This is a genomic window from Halomonas sp. YLGW01, from assembly GCF_014840935.1.
In the GTDB taxonomy this organism is placed as follows: domain Bacteria; phylum Pseudomonadota; class Gammaproteobacteria; order Pseudomonadales; family Halomonadaceae; genus Onishia.
In genome coordinates, this window is record NZ_CP062005.1 from 2933472 (window position 1) to 2951292 (window position 17821).

16 protein-coding genes are annotated in these 17821 nt (G+C 66.2%); 6 read left to right on the top strand and 10 right to left on the bottom strand.

Annotation, left to right across the window (positions count from 1 at the left end; all coding sequences use genetic code 11):
* Window positions 1–78: 78 nt before the first annotated feature.
* The 4 genes from IEJ03_RS13455 to IEJ03_RS13470 form a co-directional block, all read right to left on the bottom strand.
* A complete protein-coding gene (locus tag IEJ03_RS13455; protein ID WP_242457979.1) occupies window positions 79–558 on the bottom strand; it encodes a YbaK/EbsC family protein in 480 nt (159 codons plus the stop codon).
* A gap of 106 nt (window positions 559–664) precedes the next feature.
* Entirely contained in the window at window positions 665–1519 is an 855-nt protein-coding gene (locus IEJ03_RS13460) for a PA4780 family RIO1-like protein kinase (protein ID WP_192035328.1), read from the bottom strand.
* Between the two features lie 54 nt (window positions 1520–1573).
* Window positions 1574–1855, bottom strand: coding sequence for a hypothetical protein (locus IEJ03_RS13465; protein ID WP_192035329.1), 282 nt, complete (start codon window positions 1853–1855; stop codon window positions 1574–1576).
* Window positions 1856–2028: 173 nt separating this feature from the next.
* Window positions 2029–3096 (bottom strand): NAD(P)-dependent alcohol dehydrogenase, encoded by a 1068-nt coding sequence (locus tag IEJ03_RS13470; RefSeq protein ID WP_192035330.1) that lies wholly within the window; start codon window positions 3094–3096, stop codon window positions 2029–2031.
* Window positions 3097–3358: 262 nt separating this feature from the next.
* On the opposite strand from IEJ03_RS13470, the gene IEJ03_RS13475 reads away from it, so the two are divergent.
* Window positions 3359–4255 carry an AraC family transcriptional regulator N-terminal domain-containing protein gene (locus IEJ03_RS13475; protein ID WP_192035331.1) on the top strand — a complete coding sequence of 299 codons (897 nt, stop codon included), beginning with the start codon at window positions 3359–3361 and terminating at the stop codon, window positions 4253–4255.
* A gap of 192 nt (window positions 4256–4447) precedes the next feature.
* Here IEJ03_RS13475 and IEJ03_RS13480 read toward each other — a convergent pair whose 3' ends face one another.
* The gene (locus IEJ03_RS13480; RefSeq protein WP_192035332.1) at window positions 4448–4918 is read right to left on the bottom strand and encodes a GFA family protein; all 471 of its coding nucleotides are present in this window, start codon (window positions 4916–4918) and stop codon (window positions 4448–4450) included.
* A 169-nt stretch (window positions 4919–5087) separates the two neighbouring features.
* Here IEJ03_RS13480 and IEJ03_RS13485 point away from each other — a divergent pair, with 169 nt between their 5' ends.
* Window positions 5088–7778, top strand: coding sequence for a bifunctional acetate--CoA ligase family protein/GNAT family N-acetyltransferase (locus tag IEJ03_RS13485; protein WP_192035333.1), 2691 nt, complete (start codon window positions 5088–5090; stop codon window positions 7776–7778).
* A gap of 16 nt (window positions 7779–7794) precedes the next feature.
* On the opposite strand, the gene IEJ03_RS13490 is transcribed toward IEJ03_RS13485, so the two are convergent.
* Window positions 7795–8070, bottom strand: coding sequence for a YrhK family protein (locus IEJ03_RS13490; protein WP_192035334.1), 276 nt, complete (start codon window positions 8068–8070; stop codon window positions 7795–7797).
* A gap of 51 nt (window positions 8071–8121) precedes the next feature.
* Window positions 8122–9513, bottom strand: a complete 1392-nt coding sequence (gene dbpA / locus IEJ03_RS13495; protein ID WP_242457980.1) for an ATP-dependent RNA helicase DbpA — start codon at window positions 9511–9513, stop codon at window positions 8122–8124.
* 167 nt (window positions 9514–9680) lie between these two features.
* Between dbpA and IEJ03_RS13500 the strand changes: the two genes are divergently transcribed.
* Window positions 9681–10397 (top strand): YebC/PmpR family DNA-binding transcriptional regulator, encoded by a 717-nt coding sequence (locus IEJ03_RS13500; RefSeq protein ID WP_192035336.1) that lies wholly within the window; start codon window positions 9681–9683, stop codon window positions 10395–10397.
* Window positions 10398–10436: 39 nt separating this feature from the next.
* Here the strand turns inward: IEJ03_RS13500 and IEJ03_RS13505 are convergent, their stop codons facing one another.
* Together IEJ03_RS13505 and IEJ03_RS13510 are read right to left on the bottom strand one after the other, a co-directional pair.
* Window positions 10437–12212, bottom strand: coding sequence for a PAS domain-containing protein (locus tag IEJ03_RS13505; protein WP_192035337.1), 1776 nt, complete (start codon window positions 12210–12212; stop codon window positions 10437–10439).
* Window positions 12209–13390 carry a substrate-binding domain-containing protein gene (locus tag IEJ03_RS13510; RefSeq protein WP_192035338.1) on the bottom strand — a complete coding sequence of 394 codons (1182 nt, stop codon included), beginning with the start codon at window positions 13388–13390 and terminating at the stop codon, window positions 12209–12211. Before IEJ03_RS13510 ends, IEJ03_RS13505 begins: the two co-directional genes overlap by 4 nt.
* A 345-nt stretch (window positions 13391–13735) precedes the next feature.
* Between IEJ03_RS13510 and IEJ03_RS13515 the strand changes: the two genes are divergently transcribed.
* Together IEJ03_RS13515 and mltF are read left to right on the top strand one after the other, a co-directional pair.
* Window positions 13736–14365: a hypothetical protein gene (locus tag IEJ03_RS13515; RefSeq protein ID WP_192035339.1), complete on the top strand. Its 630-nt coding sequence runs from the start codon at window positions 13736–13738 to the stop codon at window positions 14363–14365.
* Window positions 14366–14591: 226 nt separating this feature from the next.
* Window positions 14592–16058 (top strand): membrane-bound lytic murein transglycosylase MltF, encoded by a 1467-nt coding sequence (gene mltF / locus IEJ03_RS13520; protein WP_242457981.1) that lies wholly within the window; start codon window positions 14592–14594, stop codon window positions 16056–16058.
* 37 nt (window positions 16059–16095) lie between these two features.
* On the opposite strand, the gene IEJ03_RS13525 is transcribed toward mltF, so the two are convergent.
* The gene (locus tag IEJ03_RS13525) at window positions 16096–17076 is read right to left on the bottom strand and encodes a malate dehydrogenase (RefSeq protein WP_192035340.1); all 981 of its coding nucleotides are present in this window, start codon (window positions 17074–17076) and stop codon (window positions 16096–16098) included.
* 422 nt (window positions 17077–17498) lie between these two features.
* On the opposite strand from IEJ03_RS13525, the gene IEJ03_RS13530 reads away from it, so the two are divergent.
* Window positions 17499–17810 carry a hypothetical protein gene (locus IEJ03_RS13530; RefSeq protein ID WP_192035341.1) on the top strand — a complete coding sequence of 104 codons (312 nt, stop codon included), beginning with the start codon at window positions 17499–17501 and terminating at the stop codon, window positions 17808–17810.
* The last annotated feature ends 11 nt before the right edge of the window (window positions 17811–17821 follow it).

Consider the following 17821-nt stretch of genomic DNA (forward strand, 5'->3'; position numbering starts at 1 on the left):
ATCTTCCGGCGCCACCTTAGCGGGCCATCTGACTGAACTGCCTAACCGAACCACGCCATACGGGGCCAGAAGGCCTCGTTACAAGGCCACCTCGATGGGATTCACCAGCCTCGCGAATACTGCATAGGGCAGTTGCAGCACGTCGGTATGCGAGCCGGCATTGAAGGCGATCAGGTCGGCGGCGGTGAGATGAGGCGACACGAAGACCTCCATCTCGAAGAGGTTGCCGAAGGGCGGTACCGCCCCGGGCTCGCAACCCGGCAGGCGATCCTCGAACTCCTCCTCCCTTGCCAGCTCGACGGCGCTGGCGCCGACGGACTTGGTCAGGCGAGACAGATCGACCTGATCGCTGGCCGGCAGCACGACCATTGCCAGGCGGCCATCGATCTTCACCACCACGCTCTTGGCGTAGTGGCGGCCGGACACATGGATGGCCTCGGCGATCTCCTGCGCGGTAAAGGCGGGGGAATGCTGCATGATGACGTACTTGACGCCCTGATCATCGAGATAGTGTGTCACGCGCTCCATGGACATGGCGATCACCCCTGGAATGGCCATGCGTGGTGCATGGCGCTCCCTTCAGCATAGTCAGCGGTGACGATTCTGTTGAGCCTCCGACTCACATGTCCGCGGCGTGACGTGGCGACACCGGCGCCAGCCGGCACTAGTCCTGCGACTCGTCCCAGGCACGCTCCCGGCGCTCATCCTCTTCCTCGATGACATCGTCGATCACCGCCATCAGGTCGTCGACATCGACCCGGGTGGTGTCGTGCTGGAAGGTGCCGGTCAGAGGGCTGTCGGGGGTGAGCTCGCCGGCCTCGAAGCGGGCCCAGATCTCGTGGCCGTACTCGGTGTCCAGCAGCGATGGAGCGAAGCGGCCGAAATAGGCACGCATGCGATCCACGTCGCGGCGCAGCATCATCGCCGCGCTGTTGTTGCCGGCGGCATCCACCGCCTGGGGCAGGTCGATGATCACCGGCCCCGTGGGGTCGAGCAGGACGTTGAACTCCGAGAGGTCGCCGTGCACCAGGCCGGCACACAGCATGCGCACCACCTCGCGGATCACCTGATCGTGGTAGGCCAGCGCTTCGGCCTCGCTCAGCTCGCAGTCATCCAGACGCGGCGCCGCACTGCCCTCGGCATCGGCGACCAGCTCCATCAGCAGCACGCCGTCGATGAAGCCATACGGCGTGGGTACGCGCACGCCTGCCGACGCCAGGCGGTAGAGAGCATCCACCTCGGCGTTTAGCCAGGCCGACTCCTGCTCCTGCTGACCGTAGCGGGTCTTCTTCGCCATCGCCCGGGCGCGGCGACTGTTGCGCACCTTGCGGCCCTCCTGATACTGCACCGCCTGCTTGAAGCTTCGCTTGCTGGCCTCCTTGAAGACCTTGGCGCAGCGCAGGGTATCGCCGCTGCGCACCACATAGACGTTGGCTTCCTTGCCACTCATCAGCTGGCCGACCACGGCATCGATCATGCCGTCGTCGACGAGCGGTTGCAGTCTCTTGGGTATCTTCATAACGCCTGGCCGGTGCTCCACGGTAAAGGGGCGACCGGCGCTCCGGACGACGGTCTATGGTTGGTCATCATACCCCAGGCTACGCATCGAACTCTCGAGTTCCAACATCATGGTCTGGGTATCCTGATAGGGTTCGAGTGCCAGGCTGTCCTGCTGGCCATAGGCCCCGGGTGCCGGCTGGTTGTAGTCGACCGCCTGCTCGAGCATGGCGCCCTGGATCGCCTGGTGGTGATAGGCCGAGGACCCGGCGAAGTCGGGATAGGGCTCGTTGGCGCAACCGGTCAGGGCGCTCGCGCCCAGCGCCAACCCGGCCAGGGCAAGACGGAAAAATGACATGAGAGATTCCTGAGCGAGGTGATGACCACAGGCTAGCGGATCTTCCGGCGCCGCCAGCCCGCGAACAGGCGCCGGGACGGGCAGCAATTCAATGGCAGGACATTGACGACAACGCCCGCCCTTCCAGGTGGAGGGGCGGGCGTCGTCGCTGGTGGCTATCTCACCTCATCGGCTCAGGCCGGCGGAGCATCCTTGAGGGTGGCCATGTCGATGACGAAGCGATACTTCACGTCACCCTTCTGCATGCGCTCATAGGCCTCATTGATGTTCTTGATGTCGAGCATCTCGATGTCGCAGGTGATGTCGTGCTCGGCGCAGAAATCCAGCACTTCCTGGGTTTCCGCCATGCCGCCGATCAGCGAACCGGCCAGCACGCGGCGCTTCATCACTAGGTTGCCGCCCATCAGCGCCGGGTCCACTTCCTGCATCAGGCCGACCAGGATGTGGGTCCCGTCGTACTTGAGGGTCGCCAGATACGGGTTGAGGTCATGGGGCACCGGCACGGTGTCGAGCAGGAAGTCGAAGTGCTCGGCAGCGGCCGCCATCTGCTCATCATCGGTGGAGACGATGACGTGATCGGCGCCCTGCTTCTTGGCCTCGGCGACCTTGGCCTCGGAGCGGGTGAACAGCGTTACCTCGCAGCCCAGCGCCTTGGCGAACTTGACGCCCATGTGACCGAGGCCACCCATGCCGATGATGCCGACCTTGTCACCGGCCTTGACGCCATAGTGGCGCAGCGGCGAATAGGTGGTGATGCCGGCACACAGGATCGGGGCCGCCACGGCTGGGTCGAGCTTGTCGGGAATCGAGACCACGAAGCGCTCGCTGACCACCACCGAATCGGAGTAACCGCCCTGCGTCAGGGAACCGTCGTGACGATCCGGGCTGCCGTAGGTCATGGTCATGCCTTCCAGGCAGTACTGCTCCAGGTCATCTTCGCAGGCACTGCAGTGGCGGCAGGAATCCACCATGCAGCCGACCCCGACCACGTCGCCGACCTTATATTTGGTGACATCGCTACCCACCGCGGTGACGCGGCCGACGATCTCGTGGCCCGGCACGATCGGGTACTGGGAGAAGCCCCAGTCATTGCGGGCGACGTGCAGGTCGGAGTGACAGACGCCGCAGTAATCGATCTCGATGGACACGTCGTCCGGGCGCGGGGTGCGACGCTCGAAGCTGAACGGGGCGAGGTCCGACTCGGCCGAATGGGCGGCATAAGCGTTGGCTTGATGGCTCATGGGTTGCGTGTCCTCCTGAGAGAAATGGGGTTCATCACACGATAAGGTCGGTCATTGTGCGCTGCCCGCCGATGCACCGCGACAGACGTTCCTGCGCCATTTTTGCCTATTCCTCCAAATAATCATGGCAGACAGCGCATTTTCTGGCCAAAAACGACATGATCCCATCTTCACAAGACAATAGAATGGTCGAACTAGCCGACCGCTTCAGACGCCCGCTCCGACTCGCCCTCTCCGATTCACCATCGACAGGACATCGCCCATGTCGCTCTCTTCCCGCCTGATGGCGCTGATCACACCGCTGATCGACCGCGACGGCTTCACACCGGGCGCCGTCCCCGGGGTCTCGCTGATGGCCTGCCACCACCGGGTGCCGCGCACCCCGCTGATGTATGAACCGAGCCTGGTGATCGTCCTGCAAGGCCGCAAGGTGGGCTACCTCGGGGATCGCGAGATCCACTACGACCCCGGCCAGTACCTGGTCCAGAGCCTGCCGCTGCCCTTCGAGTGCGAGACCTTCGCCACGCCCGAGGCGCCGCTGCTCGGGCTTTCCGTGCGCATCGACCCGGCGATGCTCAGCGAGCTGGTGCTCGAGAGCGGCCTCGACGTCGCACCGGCCGAGGGCGAGCCACTGCCGATGGCCTCGGTGGCGATGACCGCCAGCATGCAGGAAGCGGTGGTGCGACTGCTGCGCGCCCTGGGCGACCCGCTGGATGCGCGGGTGATGGGAGAGACGCGGGTGCGGGAGGTTATCTTCGAGGCGCTCAAGGGCGATCAGGGCCCGGCGCTGCGAGCCCTGGTGCATCATCAGGGCCACTACTCGCAGATCATCCGGGTGCTGGCGCAGATGCATGCCGATGTCACCCGGGAGGCCACGGTCGAGGCCCTGGCCCGGGAGGCCAACATGAGCGTCTCGTCGTTCCATCAGCACTTCAAGCAGGTCACCCGCGCCACGCCGCTGCAGTACCTGAAGCGGCTGCGACTGATCAAGGCGCGGCTGCTGCTGAGCCACGACGACCTCAACGTCGGCCAGACCGCCGAGGCGGTGGGCTATCGCAGCACGGCCCAGTTCAGCCGCGACTACAAGCGCGCCTTCGGCGCCAGCCCCCTGAAGGACCGTCGCCAGGCTGACCTCCCATCCGTGGCCGCCGCCGGCTAATGCCGAGCGATGCCAGCGCGAAGGCGCCTCGCCTAGGCTTTTTCCGAAAAATCGGCGCGCGAAGCTCAAAGCAAGGCAAAAATCCGCGAAAAAGCGGAGTTTACGTGGTGAAAAAGAGCATTTTGACCGGGTTTGCACACAAGCTGATTTTTAACGCGGCATGATCGAGCGCAGGCAGTTTTCAGACATAGTCTAGCGTTCGAGCCCCAGGCGCTGGTGCCAATCGGCGAGGCTCTCGTCCGGGTAGCCGTCGAAACAGCGATCGCGGGGGCCGGCATCGACCTCGACCCAGTCGGGCCTGGCCGCCAGCATCAGGTGAACATGCTCAGGCGGATGCGGCAGCGGTGTATCGATCGCCGAGGCGAAGGGGTGGAGCAGCGCCGGCCAGCGGGGATCATGCAGCCACAGACAGGAGGCGCAATGCTGGCAGAAGTGCCGCTCGGCGGGGCTGGTCGCCCCATCGATCACCGCATGGTAGACGCGGATATGCTCCTCGCCACAGACCACCAGAGAGTCGGCATCGGCGCCCAGGTTGACGGCATAGCCGCCGCCTCCGGCGGTCTTGCGACACACCGAGCAATAGCAGCGATTGAAGGGATAAGGGTGGCGCGCGTTCACCTTGAAGGTGACCGCGCCGCAGTGACAGGAGCCTTCCAACAGCATGGGCAGCGCTCTTGTGGGAGAAAGAAAACGATTCCGAGTACCGGGCATCGGCCCTGGCGGCCAATCGCACTTGACTCCGATCACATTGATGTCAGCGCATCTAGCCTACCATGAAGGCTGAGTCCCGCCATCGCCGGGTCCCCTTTTCCCATGCCCGGAGGAGATCGCCTTGTCGATCCGCAATCTGGATGCCCTGTTCACTCCCTCCTCCATCGCCCTGATCGGCGCAAGCAACCGCCCTGGCTCGGTGGGCGCGGTGCTGGCCAAGAACCTCTTCGAGGGCGGCTTCGCCGGCCCGGTGATGACCGTAAACCCGCATGAGACCGCGATCCGTTCGACCCTCAACTATCGCTCGGTGGCCGAGCTGCCGATCGCCCCGGAACTCGCCGTGATCTGTACGCCGCCGGACACGGTGCCGGGGCTTGTCGAGGAGCTGGGCGCCCGGGGCTGTCGCGCCGCGGTGGTGATCACCGCCGGTTTCGGCGAGGGCAATCATGCCGAGGGCCAGGCGCTCAAGCAGGCGGTACTGGACGCCGCCAGACCCTACCTGATGCGCATCGTCGGCCCCAACTGTCTGGGCATCATGGCGCCCCATGCCGGCATCAATGCGAGCTTCGCCCATGTGGCGCCGATACCCGGCCACCTGGCCTTCGTCACCCAGTCCGGTGCGGTGGCCACCTCGATGCTCGACTGGGCGGTCAGCCGCGGCATCGGCTTCTCGCACCTGGCCTCGCTGGGCGCGATGAGCGACGTCGATTTCGGCGACATGCTCTATTACCTGGCCCTGGACCCGCGGACTCACGCGATCCTGCTCTATGTCGAGGCGGTGAGCGAGGCGCGCAAGTTCCTGTCCGCGGCGCGCATGGCCTCCCGCAACAAGCCGGTCGTCGTGATCAAGGCCGGACGCAGCGATGACGGTGCCCGGGCCGCGCTATCGCATACCGGCGCCATGGCCGGGGCCGATGCGGTCTATGATGCGGCCTTCCGCCGCGCCGGCATGTTGAGGGTCCAGACCCTCGACGAGCTGTTTCAGGCCGTCGGCACCCTGGCCTCCGGAGTGCGGGTCAAGGGCGACCGGCTGGCGGTGCTCACCAACGGCGGCGGCATCGGCGTGCTGGCGGTGGACGAACTCGCCGAGGGCAACGGCCAGCTGGCCACACTTTCCCCCGAGACCCTCGCGCACCTGAACACCCGGCTGCCGGCCACCTGGTCCCACGGCAACCCGGTGGACATCCTCGGCGATGCCCCCGGCGAGCGCTATGTGGTGGCGCTGGAGGCGCTGATCGAGGCCGATGACGCCGACGCCATCCTAATCATCAACTGCCCAACCGCCGTGGCCGACAGCTTCGAGGCCGCCCAGGCGGTGATCAATACCCTGGGCACCCGCCGCCTGCCGGTGCTCAGCTGCTGGCTGGGCGAGGCCGCCGGCACCCGCGCCAGACGGCTCTTCGCCGACCGCCACCTGCCCTTCTACGACACCCCCGAACAGGCGGTGCAGGCCTTCGGCCACCTGTGGCAATACCGCCGCAACCATGAGCTGCTGATGGAGACGCCCCCGGCGGTGACGGACCTGCCCGACGACGCCCCGGCCACGGCCAATGCGATCATCGACACGGTGCTCGCCGAGGGCCGTGAGGTGCTCACCGAACCCGAGGCCAGCGCCCTGCTGGCCGCCTTCGAGCTGCCGGTGGTGCCTGCCCGCCAGGCGCGTGACGCCGAGGAGGCCGCCACCCTCGCCGCCGAGCTGGGCTTCCCGGCGGTGGTCAAGATCCTGTCGAAGGACATCAGTCACAAGTCCGATGTGGGCGGCGTGCAAATCGACCTGACCTCCGGTGAGGCCGTGCGCCGCGCCACCGAGGACATGCTGGCCCGAGTACGCGAATCGACCCCCGAGGCGCGTATCGAGGGCGTCAACGTGCAGCCGATGATCAGCCGTTCCGGCGCCTTCGAGCTGATCCTGGGCGTCGCCGAGGACCCGATCTTCGGCCCGGTGATCCTGTTCGGCCAGGGCGGCACGGCGGTGGAGGTGATCGGCGACCGGGTGATCGGCCTGCCGCCTCTGAACCCCCTGCTAGCCCGGGAGATGATCGAGCGCACCCGGGTGTCGCGGCTGCTCAAGGGCTACCGCGACCGCCCCGCCGTCGATATCGAGGCCATCGGGCTGGCCCTGGTCAAGCTCTCGCAGCTGGTCGTCAGCCTGCCAAGAGTGGTCTCGCTGGACATCAACCCCCTGCTGGCCGATGCCGGCGGAGTGATCGCCCTGGATGCCCGGGTGGTGGTGCGCGCCACCGCCAGGCCGCGTACACCGATGACCATCCGCCCCTACCCGAGGGAGCTCGCCCGCGACATCGTCACCCAGGCCGGTCAGCACTACCGGCTGCGGCCGATTCGCCCCGAGGACGAGGATGCCCTGGTCGAGATGCTCAGGCGCTCCGATCGCCACGACATCCGACTGCGCTTCTTCGCCGCCATCCAGCGCTTCGACCATGCCTTCGCCGCGCGCCTGACCCAGCTCGACTACGAGCGCGAGATGGCCTTTGTCGCACAACCCCAAGGGGCCGAGAGCATCCTCGGCGCCGTGCATCTGATCGCCGATCCCGACCAGGAGCGGGCCGAGTTCGCGGTGATGGTGAGAAGCGACATGAAGCAGTCGGGGCTGGGCTACTGCTTGATGCAGGCGATGCTCGACCACGCTCGCCGTATGGGCATCAGCAGCGTAGAGGGCGAGGTACTGCTGGAGAATGGGGCCATGCGCCGCATGGCCAAGGAGCTCGGCTTCATCGAGCAACGCCGGGAGCAAGGCGGCGACTCGGTGGCCATCGTGCTGACACTGGAGCCTCTCCAGGTGCCGACCGCCTGAACGCCGCCGGTGAGCGTCAGTCGCCCCCATGGGGGTCGGGGAGGCGCTTGAGGTGCAGGTGGCGCGCCAGGCGAATCGCCGGGCGCACCAGGAACTGGGCACTGCCGATGATGAACAGCCACACGGCCAGATGCTCCTGGCTGGGATACAGGAACAGGATGCTGCCGGCCAGGAACCACAACGCGATCAGCACGTCGTTGAAGATGCTCAGCGCCTCATAGCGCCGGCGGATGATCAGCTCTTCATGCCCCAGGCGCAGGATGAGGGTGTTGTCGGTACCTTGCGATGCCATCTGTGCTCCTGTCTCGAGATTCGTGCCCGGCCCCTCATCTCCCCCGGCGCGTCAGCGGCGCACCCGACGGGCGCGGAAGGAGCGGCCCTTGAGCTTGCCGTGGGCGAGCTGGTCGAGGGCCGCCTCGGCATGCTCCCGACGCACCGCGACGAAGGTGCTGCGATCCAGCACCTTGATCTTGCCCACCGCCTCGCCGGCGAGCCCGCCCTCGCCGGTCAGGGCGCCGAGGATATCGCCGGGGCGCACCTTCTGCTTGCGCCCGCCATCGATCTGCAGCGTCGCCATCGGCGGCGCGAAGGGCGTTTCATCGAGCCCGCGGCCAGACGGCAGCGGCTCGGGGGCGAAGGTCTCGCCCAGGCGCTCGCCGAGCTTCTCCAGCCGAAAGGCTTCCTTCGAGCCCACGAGGGTGCAGGCGATGCCGCTCTCCCCGGCCCGGCCGGTGCGACCGATGCGATGCACGTGCACCTCGAGCTCGCGGGCGATGCCGTAGTTGAAGACCGCATCCAGGGCGTCGATATCCAGGCCGCGAGCGGCCACGTCGGTGGCGACCAGGATCGAGGCGCTCCGGTTGGCGAACAGCACCAGGGTACGATCCCGGTCACGCTGCTCCAGATCGCCGTGCAATGCCAGGGCACTGAAGCCGTGCTCGCACAGCGCCTCGGCGACTTCCCGGGTCTCGCGCTTGGTGTTGCAGAACACCACGCTGGTGCCGGGCCGATGCGTCAGCAGCAGCAGGCGCAGCGCCTCGAAGCGCTCGTCTTCGTCGGCCACCCGGTAGAAGTGCTGGCGAATGCTCGCGCTGTCGTGGGTCGATTCCACTTCCACGGTGACCGGCTCGCGCATCAGCGACTCGGCGATCGGGCGAATGGCATCGGTGTAGGTGGCGCTGAACAGCAGGGTCTGACGATCCCTGGGCGCGGCGCCGATGATCGCCTCCAGGGCGTCCTTGAAGCCCATGTCGAGCATGCGATCGGCCTCGTCGAGCACCAGGGTCGAGAGCGCCTCAAGCGACAGCGTGCCCTTGCGCAGATGCTCCTCGACGCGCCCAGGCGTGCCGACGATCAGGTGAGCGCCGTGCTCCAGCGAGCCGCGCTGCGGGCCGAAGGGAGCGCCGCCACACAGGGTCAGCACCTTGACGTTGGGCAAGCCGCGCGCCAGGCGGCGCAGCTCGCCGGCCACCTGATCGGCCAGTTCCCGGGTCGGACACAGCACCAGCCCCTGGACGTCCAGGCGCGCGATCTCCAGCCGCGACAGCAGGCCCAGCCCGAAGGCCGCGGTCTTGCCCGAGCCGGTCTTGCCGCGCCCGATCACATCATGGCCGTCGAGGATCGGCGGCAGGCTGCGCGCCTGAATCGGCGTCATGGCGTGATAGCCCAGCGCGTCGAGATTGGTCAGCAGCGCGTCGGCCAGCGGCAGGCGCGCGAAGGAGGTGGCATCGGACACGGGGGACGATCCTTGGCAGCGGGAGAAACGAGGCCGGCAAGGATACCAGACCCTTGCCGTGATCGTCTGGAAACCGCGCGGCATCTTGCGGCCACAAATACCCCTGTTACCACTTTCGGTTGTTCAGTAAGATTTCTCCTTCGATCACGACGCAACAGGATGACACGATGGGCAGGGCCTTCCAGAACCGCAAGGAATCCATGGCCAAGACGGCCGCCGCGAAAACCAAGGTCTACAGCAAGTACGGCCGCGAGCTGTACGTGGTCGCCAAGCAGGGGGGGACCGACCCCAGCAGCAACCTGACGCTGCGCGGCCTGATCGAGCGCGCCAAGAAGGATCAGGTGCCCTCGCACGTGATCGACAAGGCGCTGGACAAGGCCGCCGGCGCCGGCGGCGAGGACTTCTCGCCGGCCCGCTACGAGGGCTTCGGGCCGGCCAGCTGCATGATCATCGTCGAGTGCCTGACCGATAACCCCAACCGCACCTTCGGCGACGTGCGCAACGCCTTCAACAAGGGCAAGGGCAAGATCGGCACGCCGGGCAGCGTCAGCCACATGTTCGATCACTGCGCGATCCTGCGCTTCGCCGGCGAGGACGAGGAAGGGGTGCTGGAGTCGCTGATGGAGGCCGATGTCGATGTCACCGACATCGAGAACGAAGACGGCCAGATCACCGTCTTCGCCCCGCACACCGAGTACGCCAAGGCCAAGCAGGCGCTGATCGACGCCTTCGGCGAGCTGGACTTCGAGGTCGACGAGATCCAGTTCCTGCCCCAGACCCATACGCCGGTCGAAGGCGACGACGTGGCCTCCTTCGAGAAGCTCCTCGACATGCTCAACGAACTGGACGACGTACAGAACGTCTACCATAACGCCGAGCTCTGAGCCGACGAGCGCCGGGCCGAGGCCCGGCGCTCGCTTTTCTCACTCGCCCCTCTCCCGCCCTTCTCCACCTTCCCTTCCCGGTGCTGGCCTCGTGGGTTGGTCGATCTCGCGGAACAGGATCACATGGCGCTGCCGACCATCACGCCTGAGGGCATGGACGGTGACCGCCACCCGCTCCAGCCCGCCATCACGCCGCTCGAACTCGCAGGCCTGCTCCCAGTGTTCTTCTCGGGTCAGGCTCTCGAGCAGGCCCGGATGTGCCATCAGGAACAGTCGCATGGCCGAGCTCGCCTGCTCGTGAGGGAAGCCGCTCATCTCGACGAAGGCGCGATTGGCGATCAGCACCCGCTGCTGCTCGTCGAGCACGATGGCCGCATCAGGGGTCGCCGCGAGCACTTCCCTGGCCAGCTCCAGCTCTTCCTCCGCCTGCTCCATGTCGGTGACATCGGTGGCGATACCACCGATCAGGTAGGGCACGCCGTCATCGTCGATGATCGGGAACTTGCTGAACAGGAAGCGCCGCTTTCCCGAGAGGGTGTCGAGCGCCAGCTTGTACCTGACCGGCTTACCGGTGCGTAGCACCTCACGGTCCATCGCCAGCGCCTTCTCCATGACGTCCTGATCGAGCACGTCCCACATGGGGCGCCCATCCAGCTGCTCCGCTGTCGTGTTCAGGACCTCGGCATAACGCCGATTGACCAAACGGTAGCTGTGATCCAGATCCTTGAGAAAGATCAGGTCCGGCGAGTGGTCGATGATGCCGGCCAGGTACTTGTCCCGCTCGTGAATGCGATGCAGCACCTGCTCGAAGGCCCGCCCGACCCGGGTGAACTCCTCGAACTGGCTGCCCTGAAAGGGCCTGGGCATGCCGCCATCCGGCGCCTGCTCCGCATAGCGGGTCAGGTTCCCCAGTGCACTGGCGGTGATGCGATTGATCACCAGCATCAACAGTGCGGCGACCATCGCCACCATCAGGGTGGCAAACCCCAGGTTGGCGATATAGGTATCGCGCAGGGCAAAGTGGCTGTCGCTGGGCAGCGCCGTATAGACCCGATAGGGCGCGCTGTCTCCCACCTTGAGGACATGCGAGCGCAGCACCCCCTGGGGCCCGACGCGCACCGGCGCCTCCGAGGCCTTCAACGCCTCGAGGCCTTCCCAGGGATGGGCGCCGCTTTGCAGCGAATCGAGGACGCTACCTTCGTGGCTCAGCGCGATCGCCCGCGCCCCGAACAGTGACTGCAACTCGTTCAGGATCCAGAAGTTGTCGTTGAGCAGCACGAAGGTGTGCAGCCGGCCGACCACTTCGCCGAGACCGGGCTCGACCACCGGCAGCGTCAGGCGCAGCAGGCTGTAGCGCTTGCCCCGCACCTCGGTATCGACCGTGACCCAGTCGCCCAGCCGCGACCGCGAGCCGCTGAGGGCTTCGAGGGGCAGCTCCAGGTTCAGCAGGCTGACATTGGGCGCCACATGAAACCGGCCATCGTGTTCGATCACCATGGCATCGATGTACTGGGAATAGCTGTCCCGCATCACCCCCTGCATGGCGTCATCGAGCCGGGCGCCGTCCCCGCGGCTAAGGGCCCGTTGCACGGGCAGGGACTGGCTGATTTCCTCGCTGTACTGACGAATATTGCGAAAGTGGCTGTCGACGATGCTGTCGAGCATGCGCTGGTCGCGCTCATGGGCCAGCTCGATTTCCTGCTGCAGCGCCTTTTCCGCCCCCAGGTAGGCGGTGGTGAGCAGGGTCAGCGACACCCCCGCCAGCATCACCAGCACCAGCAACAGAAGGAGCCGCGAGAAGCGCCAGGTCGTCATTCGGTGTCTCCTGGAGCGGCATCGCCACCGGGGTCGCTAAGCCGGAACGCTCGATGCTGGAGGCGTGCCAAGGCATCGGGCGAGACCCGATCATCGACCAGCACGATCTGGCCGGCGAAGATCTGCGGCACACGATTGGCTTTCTGCATCAGATCCAGCTTGATCGCCTCGGCCATGGCGATGCCGTTGTCGTCGTTCATGCGCATGACGGTCAGGTCGAGCTCTCCCTGTCGATACGCCGCCAGTTCGGCCTTGCCGCCGCCCCAGCCATTGATGAGCACATCCAGGCGCCCCGCCTCGCGCAGCGCGCGCAGGGCCCCTAGGGCGATATCGGTGGAACTGGCGAAGATCATCTCGAGATCGGGGTGATCCGCGAGGGTGTGGCGCGTGGCCCGGTAGGCCTTGAGGGCATCGCCATCGGTGAAGAAGGCGCCGACCTGCTCGATCCCCGGATACTGGGCGGCGGCCGCTTCGAAGGTACCGCCACGCATCTCGCTGACGTAGCCCCGCGCGAAGTAGAGCATCAGATACTTGCCATGATAGTCGATCATTTCGAACATGCGTTCGGCGAGCAGTCGAGTCCCCTGGACGTGATCGAAGCCGACATACAGGAAGGGCGGCGCGTTCTGCCAGTGCTTGAGCGGGGTGGTGATGTTCTGCAGGATCAGGCGCGTTCGATGCTGCGCCAGGATACGCTCGATCATCCGGCCATGAGGCGCCACGTCCAGGGTGAAGGCCAGGTAGTCCGGCGCCCAGGCCAGGGCCTCGGCGAGCTGCTGCCCCTGCAGGCCGACCTCCACGCCGGGACGCGAGAAGAACGTCTTGAGCTCGAAGGGAATCTCGAGCTGTTCCAGGCGACGCGCCAGGGCCAGGCCGCTGCGCCGCCAGTAGCCCGAGGCCTGATGCCCGGGGTAGACCGTGGCGATGCGCACCGCTCGCTCGGGCGGATTCGGGATCGGCACCGGCGCGGCCTGCACCCGCTCGGCGAGCTGCGCCATCAGCTCACGCTGCCCGGGGTGATGGCGCAGGTAGTCATCGACCTGCAGGTAGTAGGAGGAGGCCTCGCCATGAGCGGGGCCATCGTGGGACGCTTCATGAGCCTCGACCATGAAAGGCTGCAGCCCCGTCAGCACCAGCAGGGCCGGCACTCTCCCCCGCCAGCGGCGCTTCCTCGCCATGTCATGCCTCCTTGAGCCCTGACGCCCATCTGTCTCGCCGCCGACAACTCGACTACTAATATGAACAATTAGCATAAAAACCCACAAGATAGCGTCAAGATGCCGGGCAATTGCGTAAAGAAGCATATTACACGATGACCGACGGCGACGGCAGAGGGCAGCACTCCCCACCCATCGCCCCGGAAGCGGAAAAGAGCCGAAATGGCGGCACATGAGCGGCCTTACTCGACGACTCCCGCCCGGACGGCTCCGCTATCATGGCCGCCCCGAGGGGCCGACACCGCATGCCGCGCCCCGGCGCCTCCTTCGAGGCACACCGTTTCATCCATCACGCAGGGAACTATCGTGAGCCAACTTGCCCGAGCCGGCCTCCTGGGGGCCACACTGGTCGCCACCACCGTCACCGCCATCACCGCCCAGGCCGACGTACTGGGCCTGACCGCCCGCGTCAACGCCTCACAGCAGAGCTGGGAGGACAACCACCAGGGCAGTTCCAGCGGTTTCCAGGGCGACCTGGCCCTGCGTCTGGAGCATCCGGTGCCGCTGATTCCCAACATCGCCGTGGGCGCCGAGCGCAAGAACCAGGACTTCCCGGGAGACGGCGAGAGCGTCAATGCCGAGCTCTACTACGAGCTCGTCGACTTGCTCGACGTTCAGTTCGATGCCGGCCTCGGCGCCGAGCGCTGGACACTCGATAACGACGGCATCGACGAGTCCGATAACGTCTACGCCATCGGTCGCGCCAGCATCGGCCTGCCGATCAGCTCGCTGGGCATCGAGGCGGAACTCAAGCGGGGCCTGGATAACGACAGCGTCGAGCACGACCGTCGCCGCGCCGGCCTGACATACGATCTGGTCGACCTGATCGCGGTATCCGCGACCGTGGCCATCGGCTACCAGAGCGAAGAAATGGAGCTCAATGGCACCGACTGGGAAAGCGACGGCGCCTACCTGGGGCTCGAAATCGACCTCTGAGCCCGCCCCGAGCCGCCGTGCTCGAGCCAGGCATGACGAGGGCCCGCGCGGCAGCGCCGCGCGGGCCCTTTGCGCCTTGATGCCCAGTGCCAGCCGCATGGTCTCGGAGCGTGACTGCGGAGGCGTTGACGGCGTCGACGCCGCAGGCTGTTAGGCTGAGGACATGACACCCTTCCTGGCGGCGTGGCCTGGCGGCCTCGCGCCTGTGGTCAAGGAGCTGCGCCCCATGCCTTGCAAGACGCCCCGCCAGATGTGCCGCACCCGACGTCGACGCGCACTCGTCCCGTCTCTCGCCACCCCATCTCGCGCCGTCCTGTCCCTCGCCGCCTTGTCCATCGTGGCCTCAATCGTGCTCGCGGGCTGTGGCGAGCCCTCGGCCCCACCGCCCGCGGAGACCGGCACCCTCAAGGTGGCCACCCGCAACGGTGCCACCACCTACTATTACGACCGCCACGAGACCCCCGCCGGCCCCGAGCATGACCTGGTCCGCCGCTTCGCCGATGCGCAGAACTGGACGGTCGAGTGGTCGCTCTTCGATTCCACCGCCGAGGTCATCAAAGCGCTCGAGGCCGGCGAGGTACACCTGGCCGCGGCCGGGCTGACCCACCTGACCGCTCGGGATCAACGTTTCACTCAAGGGCCCGCGCATACCGAGATCGTCGAGCAACTGGTCTGCCACCGGGAGCTACGCCCCCTGCCCCGCCGGATCGAGGACCTGACCGAGGTGGAGATCCGGGTCACCGCGGCCTCCAGCTACTCGCAGCAGCTCACTTCGCTGGTCAACGAGCACACCGGCATTCGCTTCGAAGAGGACCCGCGAAGCACCGAGGTGCTGCTGGAGGCGGTGGCCAACCGGAGCCTGGACTGCACCGTGGCCGATTCCAACATCGTCAAGGTGGTGCGGCGCCATTTCCCTCACCTGGAGATCGCCATGAACCTGACCGCCGGCAGCCGCCTGGGCTGGTATCTGCCGGAGGGTCAGGAGGCGCTGGCCACCAAGGCCCGGGAGTGGATGGCAAGCGAGGCGGGGCAGGCCTCCATCGAGGCGATGGAGGCGCGCTATTATTCCTATATCGGGGAGTTCGACTTCGTCGACCTGCGCGCCCTAAACCGACGCATCGACAACCGCCTGCCCAACTTCCTCGACTATTTCCTCGAGGCCGAACGGGACACCGGCATGCCGGCCGACCTCTTGGCTGCCCTGTCCTATCAGGAGTCCCACTGGGACCCCGGCGCCGTCTCGCCCACCGGGGTACGCGGCATCATGATGCTGACCCGCAACACCGCCGCGTCGCTTGGCGTGAGCAACCGCCTCGACCCGGCGCAGGCCATCGACGGCGGCGCCCGCTATCTGGCCGACCGCCATGCCCGGTTGCCCGAAGAGATTCCCGAACCGGACCGCACCTACCTGGCGCTGGCCAGCTACAACATCGGCCGCGGCCACCTGCTGGACGCCCGCCAACTGGCTCGCCGGCTAGGCAAGGACCCGGACTCCTGGGAGGACATGAAGGAAGTGCTGCCGCTCAAGGCCGACAAACGCTATTACCCGCAGACACGCTACGGTTATGCCCGAGGCTATGAGCCGGTGCATTATGTGCGCCACATCCGCAACTACATGGACGTGATCTCCCCCACCATCGCGCCGCTCGAGGGCACCGAAGCCGCCGACCCACCGCCCGCCCGGAACGACTAGCTCAGAACGCCTAGCCCAGACAGAATGACTTACGAAGTTACGGCAGCAGGTGTGCCACCACGCTTCGCTCGTCGAGCAGCTCCTGCTCGGTGGCCTTGAGACGCTTGAGGGAGGCCTCGTTGATCTCGAGCCCCTGCACGATCTCATGGCGCCCCGCCGTGCAGCGACAGGGGAAGGAGTAGTAGATACCCTCGGCGATGCCATAACTGCCATCGGAAAGCACCGACATGCTCGCCCAGTCCTCGGGCGGTGTTCCCAGCACCCAATCATGCATATGGGAGACGATCGCCCGCGCCGCCGACCCGGCACTGGACTTGCCCCGGGCCTTGATCACCGCGCCGCCGCGCTGCTGCACCGCGGGCTCGAAGGTGGCCCGGCGCCAGTCCGCCGTCACCAGCTCGGTTGCCGCCCGGTCACCCACTTGAGCATGGTCGAGATCGGCATACAGGGTCGCGGAGTGGTTGCCCCAGATGGTCAGGCGGCGAATCCTCGCCACCCCCTCGCCGGTCTGGCGCGCCAGCTGCGCCAGCGCACGGTTGTGATCGAGCCGCGTCATCGCCGAGAACTGGTGGGCCGCCAGGTGTGGCGCATTGCGTTGGGCGATCAGGGCATTGGTGTTGGCCGGGTTGCCGACCACCAGCACCCGCACGTCGCGGTCGGCGACCGCGTCGAGGGCCTGTCCCTGAGCAACGAAGATCGCCGCGTTGTCTTCCAGCAGATCCCCACGCTCCATGCCGGGGCCTCGGGGCTTGGCGCCGACCAGCAGCGCGTAGTGAACGCTGTCGAAGGCCGCCTCGGCGCTGTCATGGAGGGTGACGCCGGCGAGCAGCGGAAAGGCCGCGTCCTCGAGCTCCATGGCCACGCCCTCGAGCACCGGCAGGGCATCGGGGATATCGAGCAACTGCAGGATGACGGGCTGATCGCCCCCCAGCATGTCCCCGGCGGCAATGGAAAACACCAGGCTGTAACCGACCTGTCCCGCCGCCCCCGTGACCGCCACACGAACCGGAGCCTTCATGAAGCACCTCCTGATCTCTCTGATCTGATGAATCTGGCCTGCAAGCCCTGCTCTGCTTTCCCTGACCAGACCTTGGGCACATTCGGCGACCGGCGCCTTTCTCCTGCCCTGTCCGCAACATAGCAGACCTGCCGGGAGCCGCCCGCGGCACGACGCGCCCCAGGCGCCGAAACCCGTGATCCATTCAACGCTCGGCGCCACTCGTCACGATAGAGGCCTCGCCGAACGCCTGGGAAGCGGAGCACAAGAGAGAGCACTCACTTACCGCCGAGCGCTTGCCATTCGGCACCCTTTTCCATCGGCACACGCTATCCCCCTGTATCGCCCACCAAAACCCTGTATGCTGATGGCGCAACATCGTCCTAGAAAGCGGAGTAAGCATCACGATCGATCATTCTTACCAAGCCAGCACGGAGGTTCGCATGAAGGTATATCGACCTGAATGGCAGTGCACGTTTAGCGTAAACGAAGGCGCGGAAGATACAGCCAGCCTGAAGGAGCGCATCGCCTGGAGCATCAGGGCGCTTGCCGACCGGTTGGATGGCGGTGGAAGAACGATCCAGATTGACTACGACGTGACCCCTCGGGTCAGCCAGGAAGAGGTTGATGTCTGCCTCGGCAAGGGCTTCGAAGTGACGCAGAGCCTGCTCACCCAGCTGGCGCATCAGGCCGCCTGCGAAGATGTTATGCGTGACGCCAAGGCGGAGCTCTTCGAAGAAAACACCCCCCACTGAGGGAAAGAGGT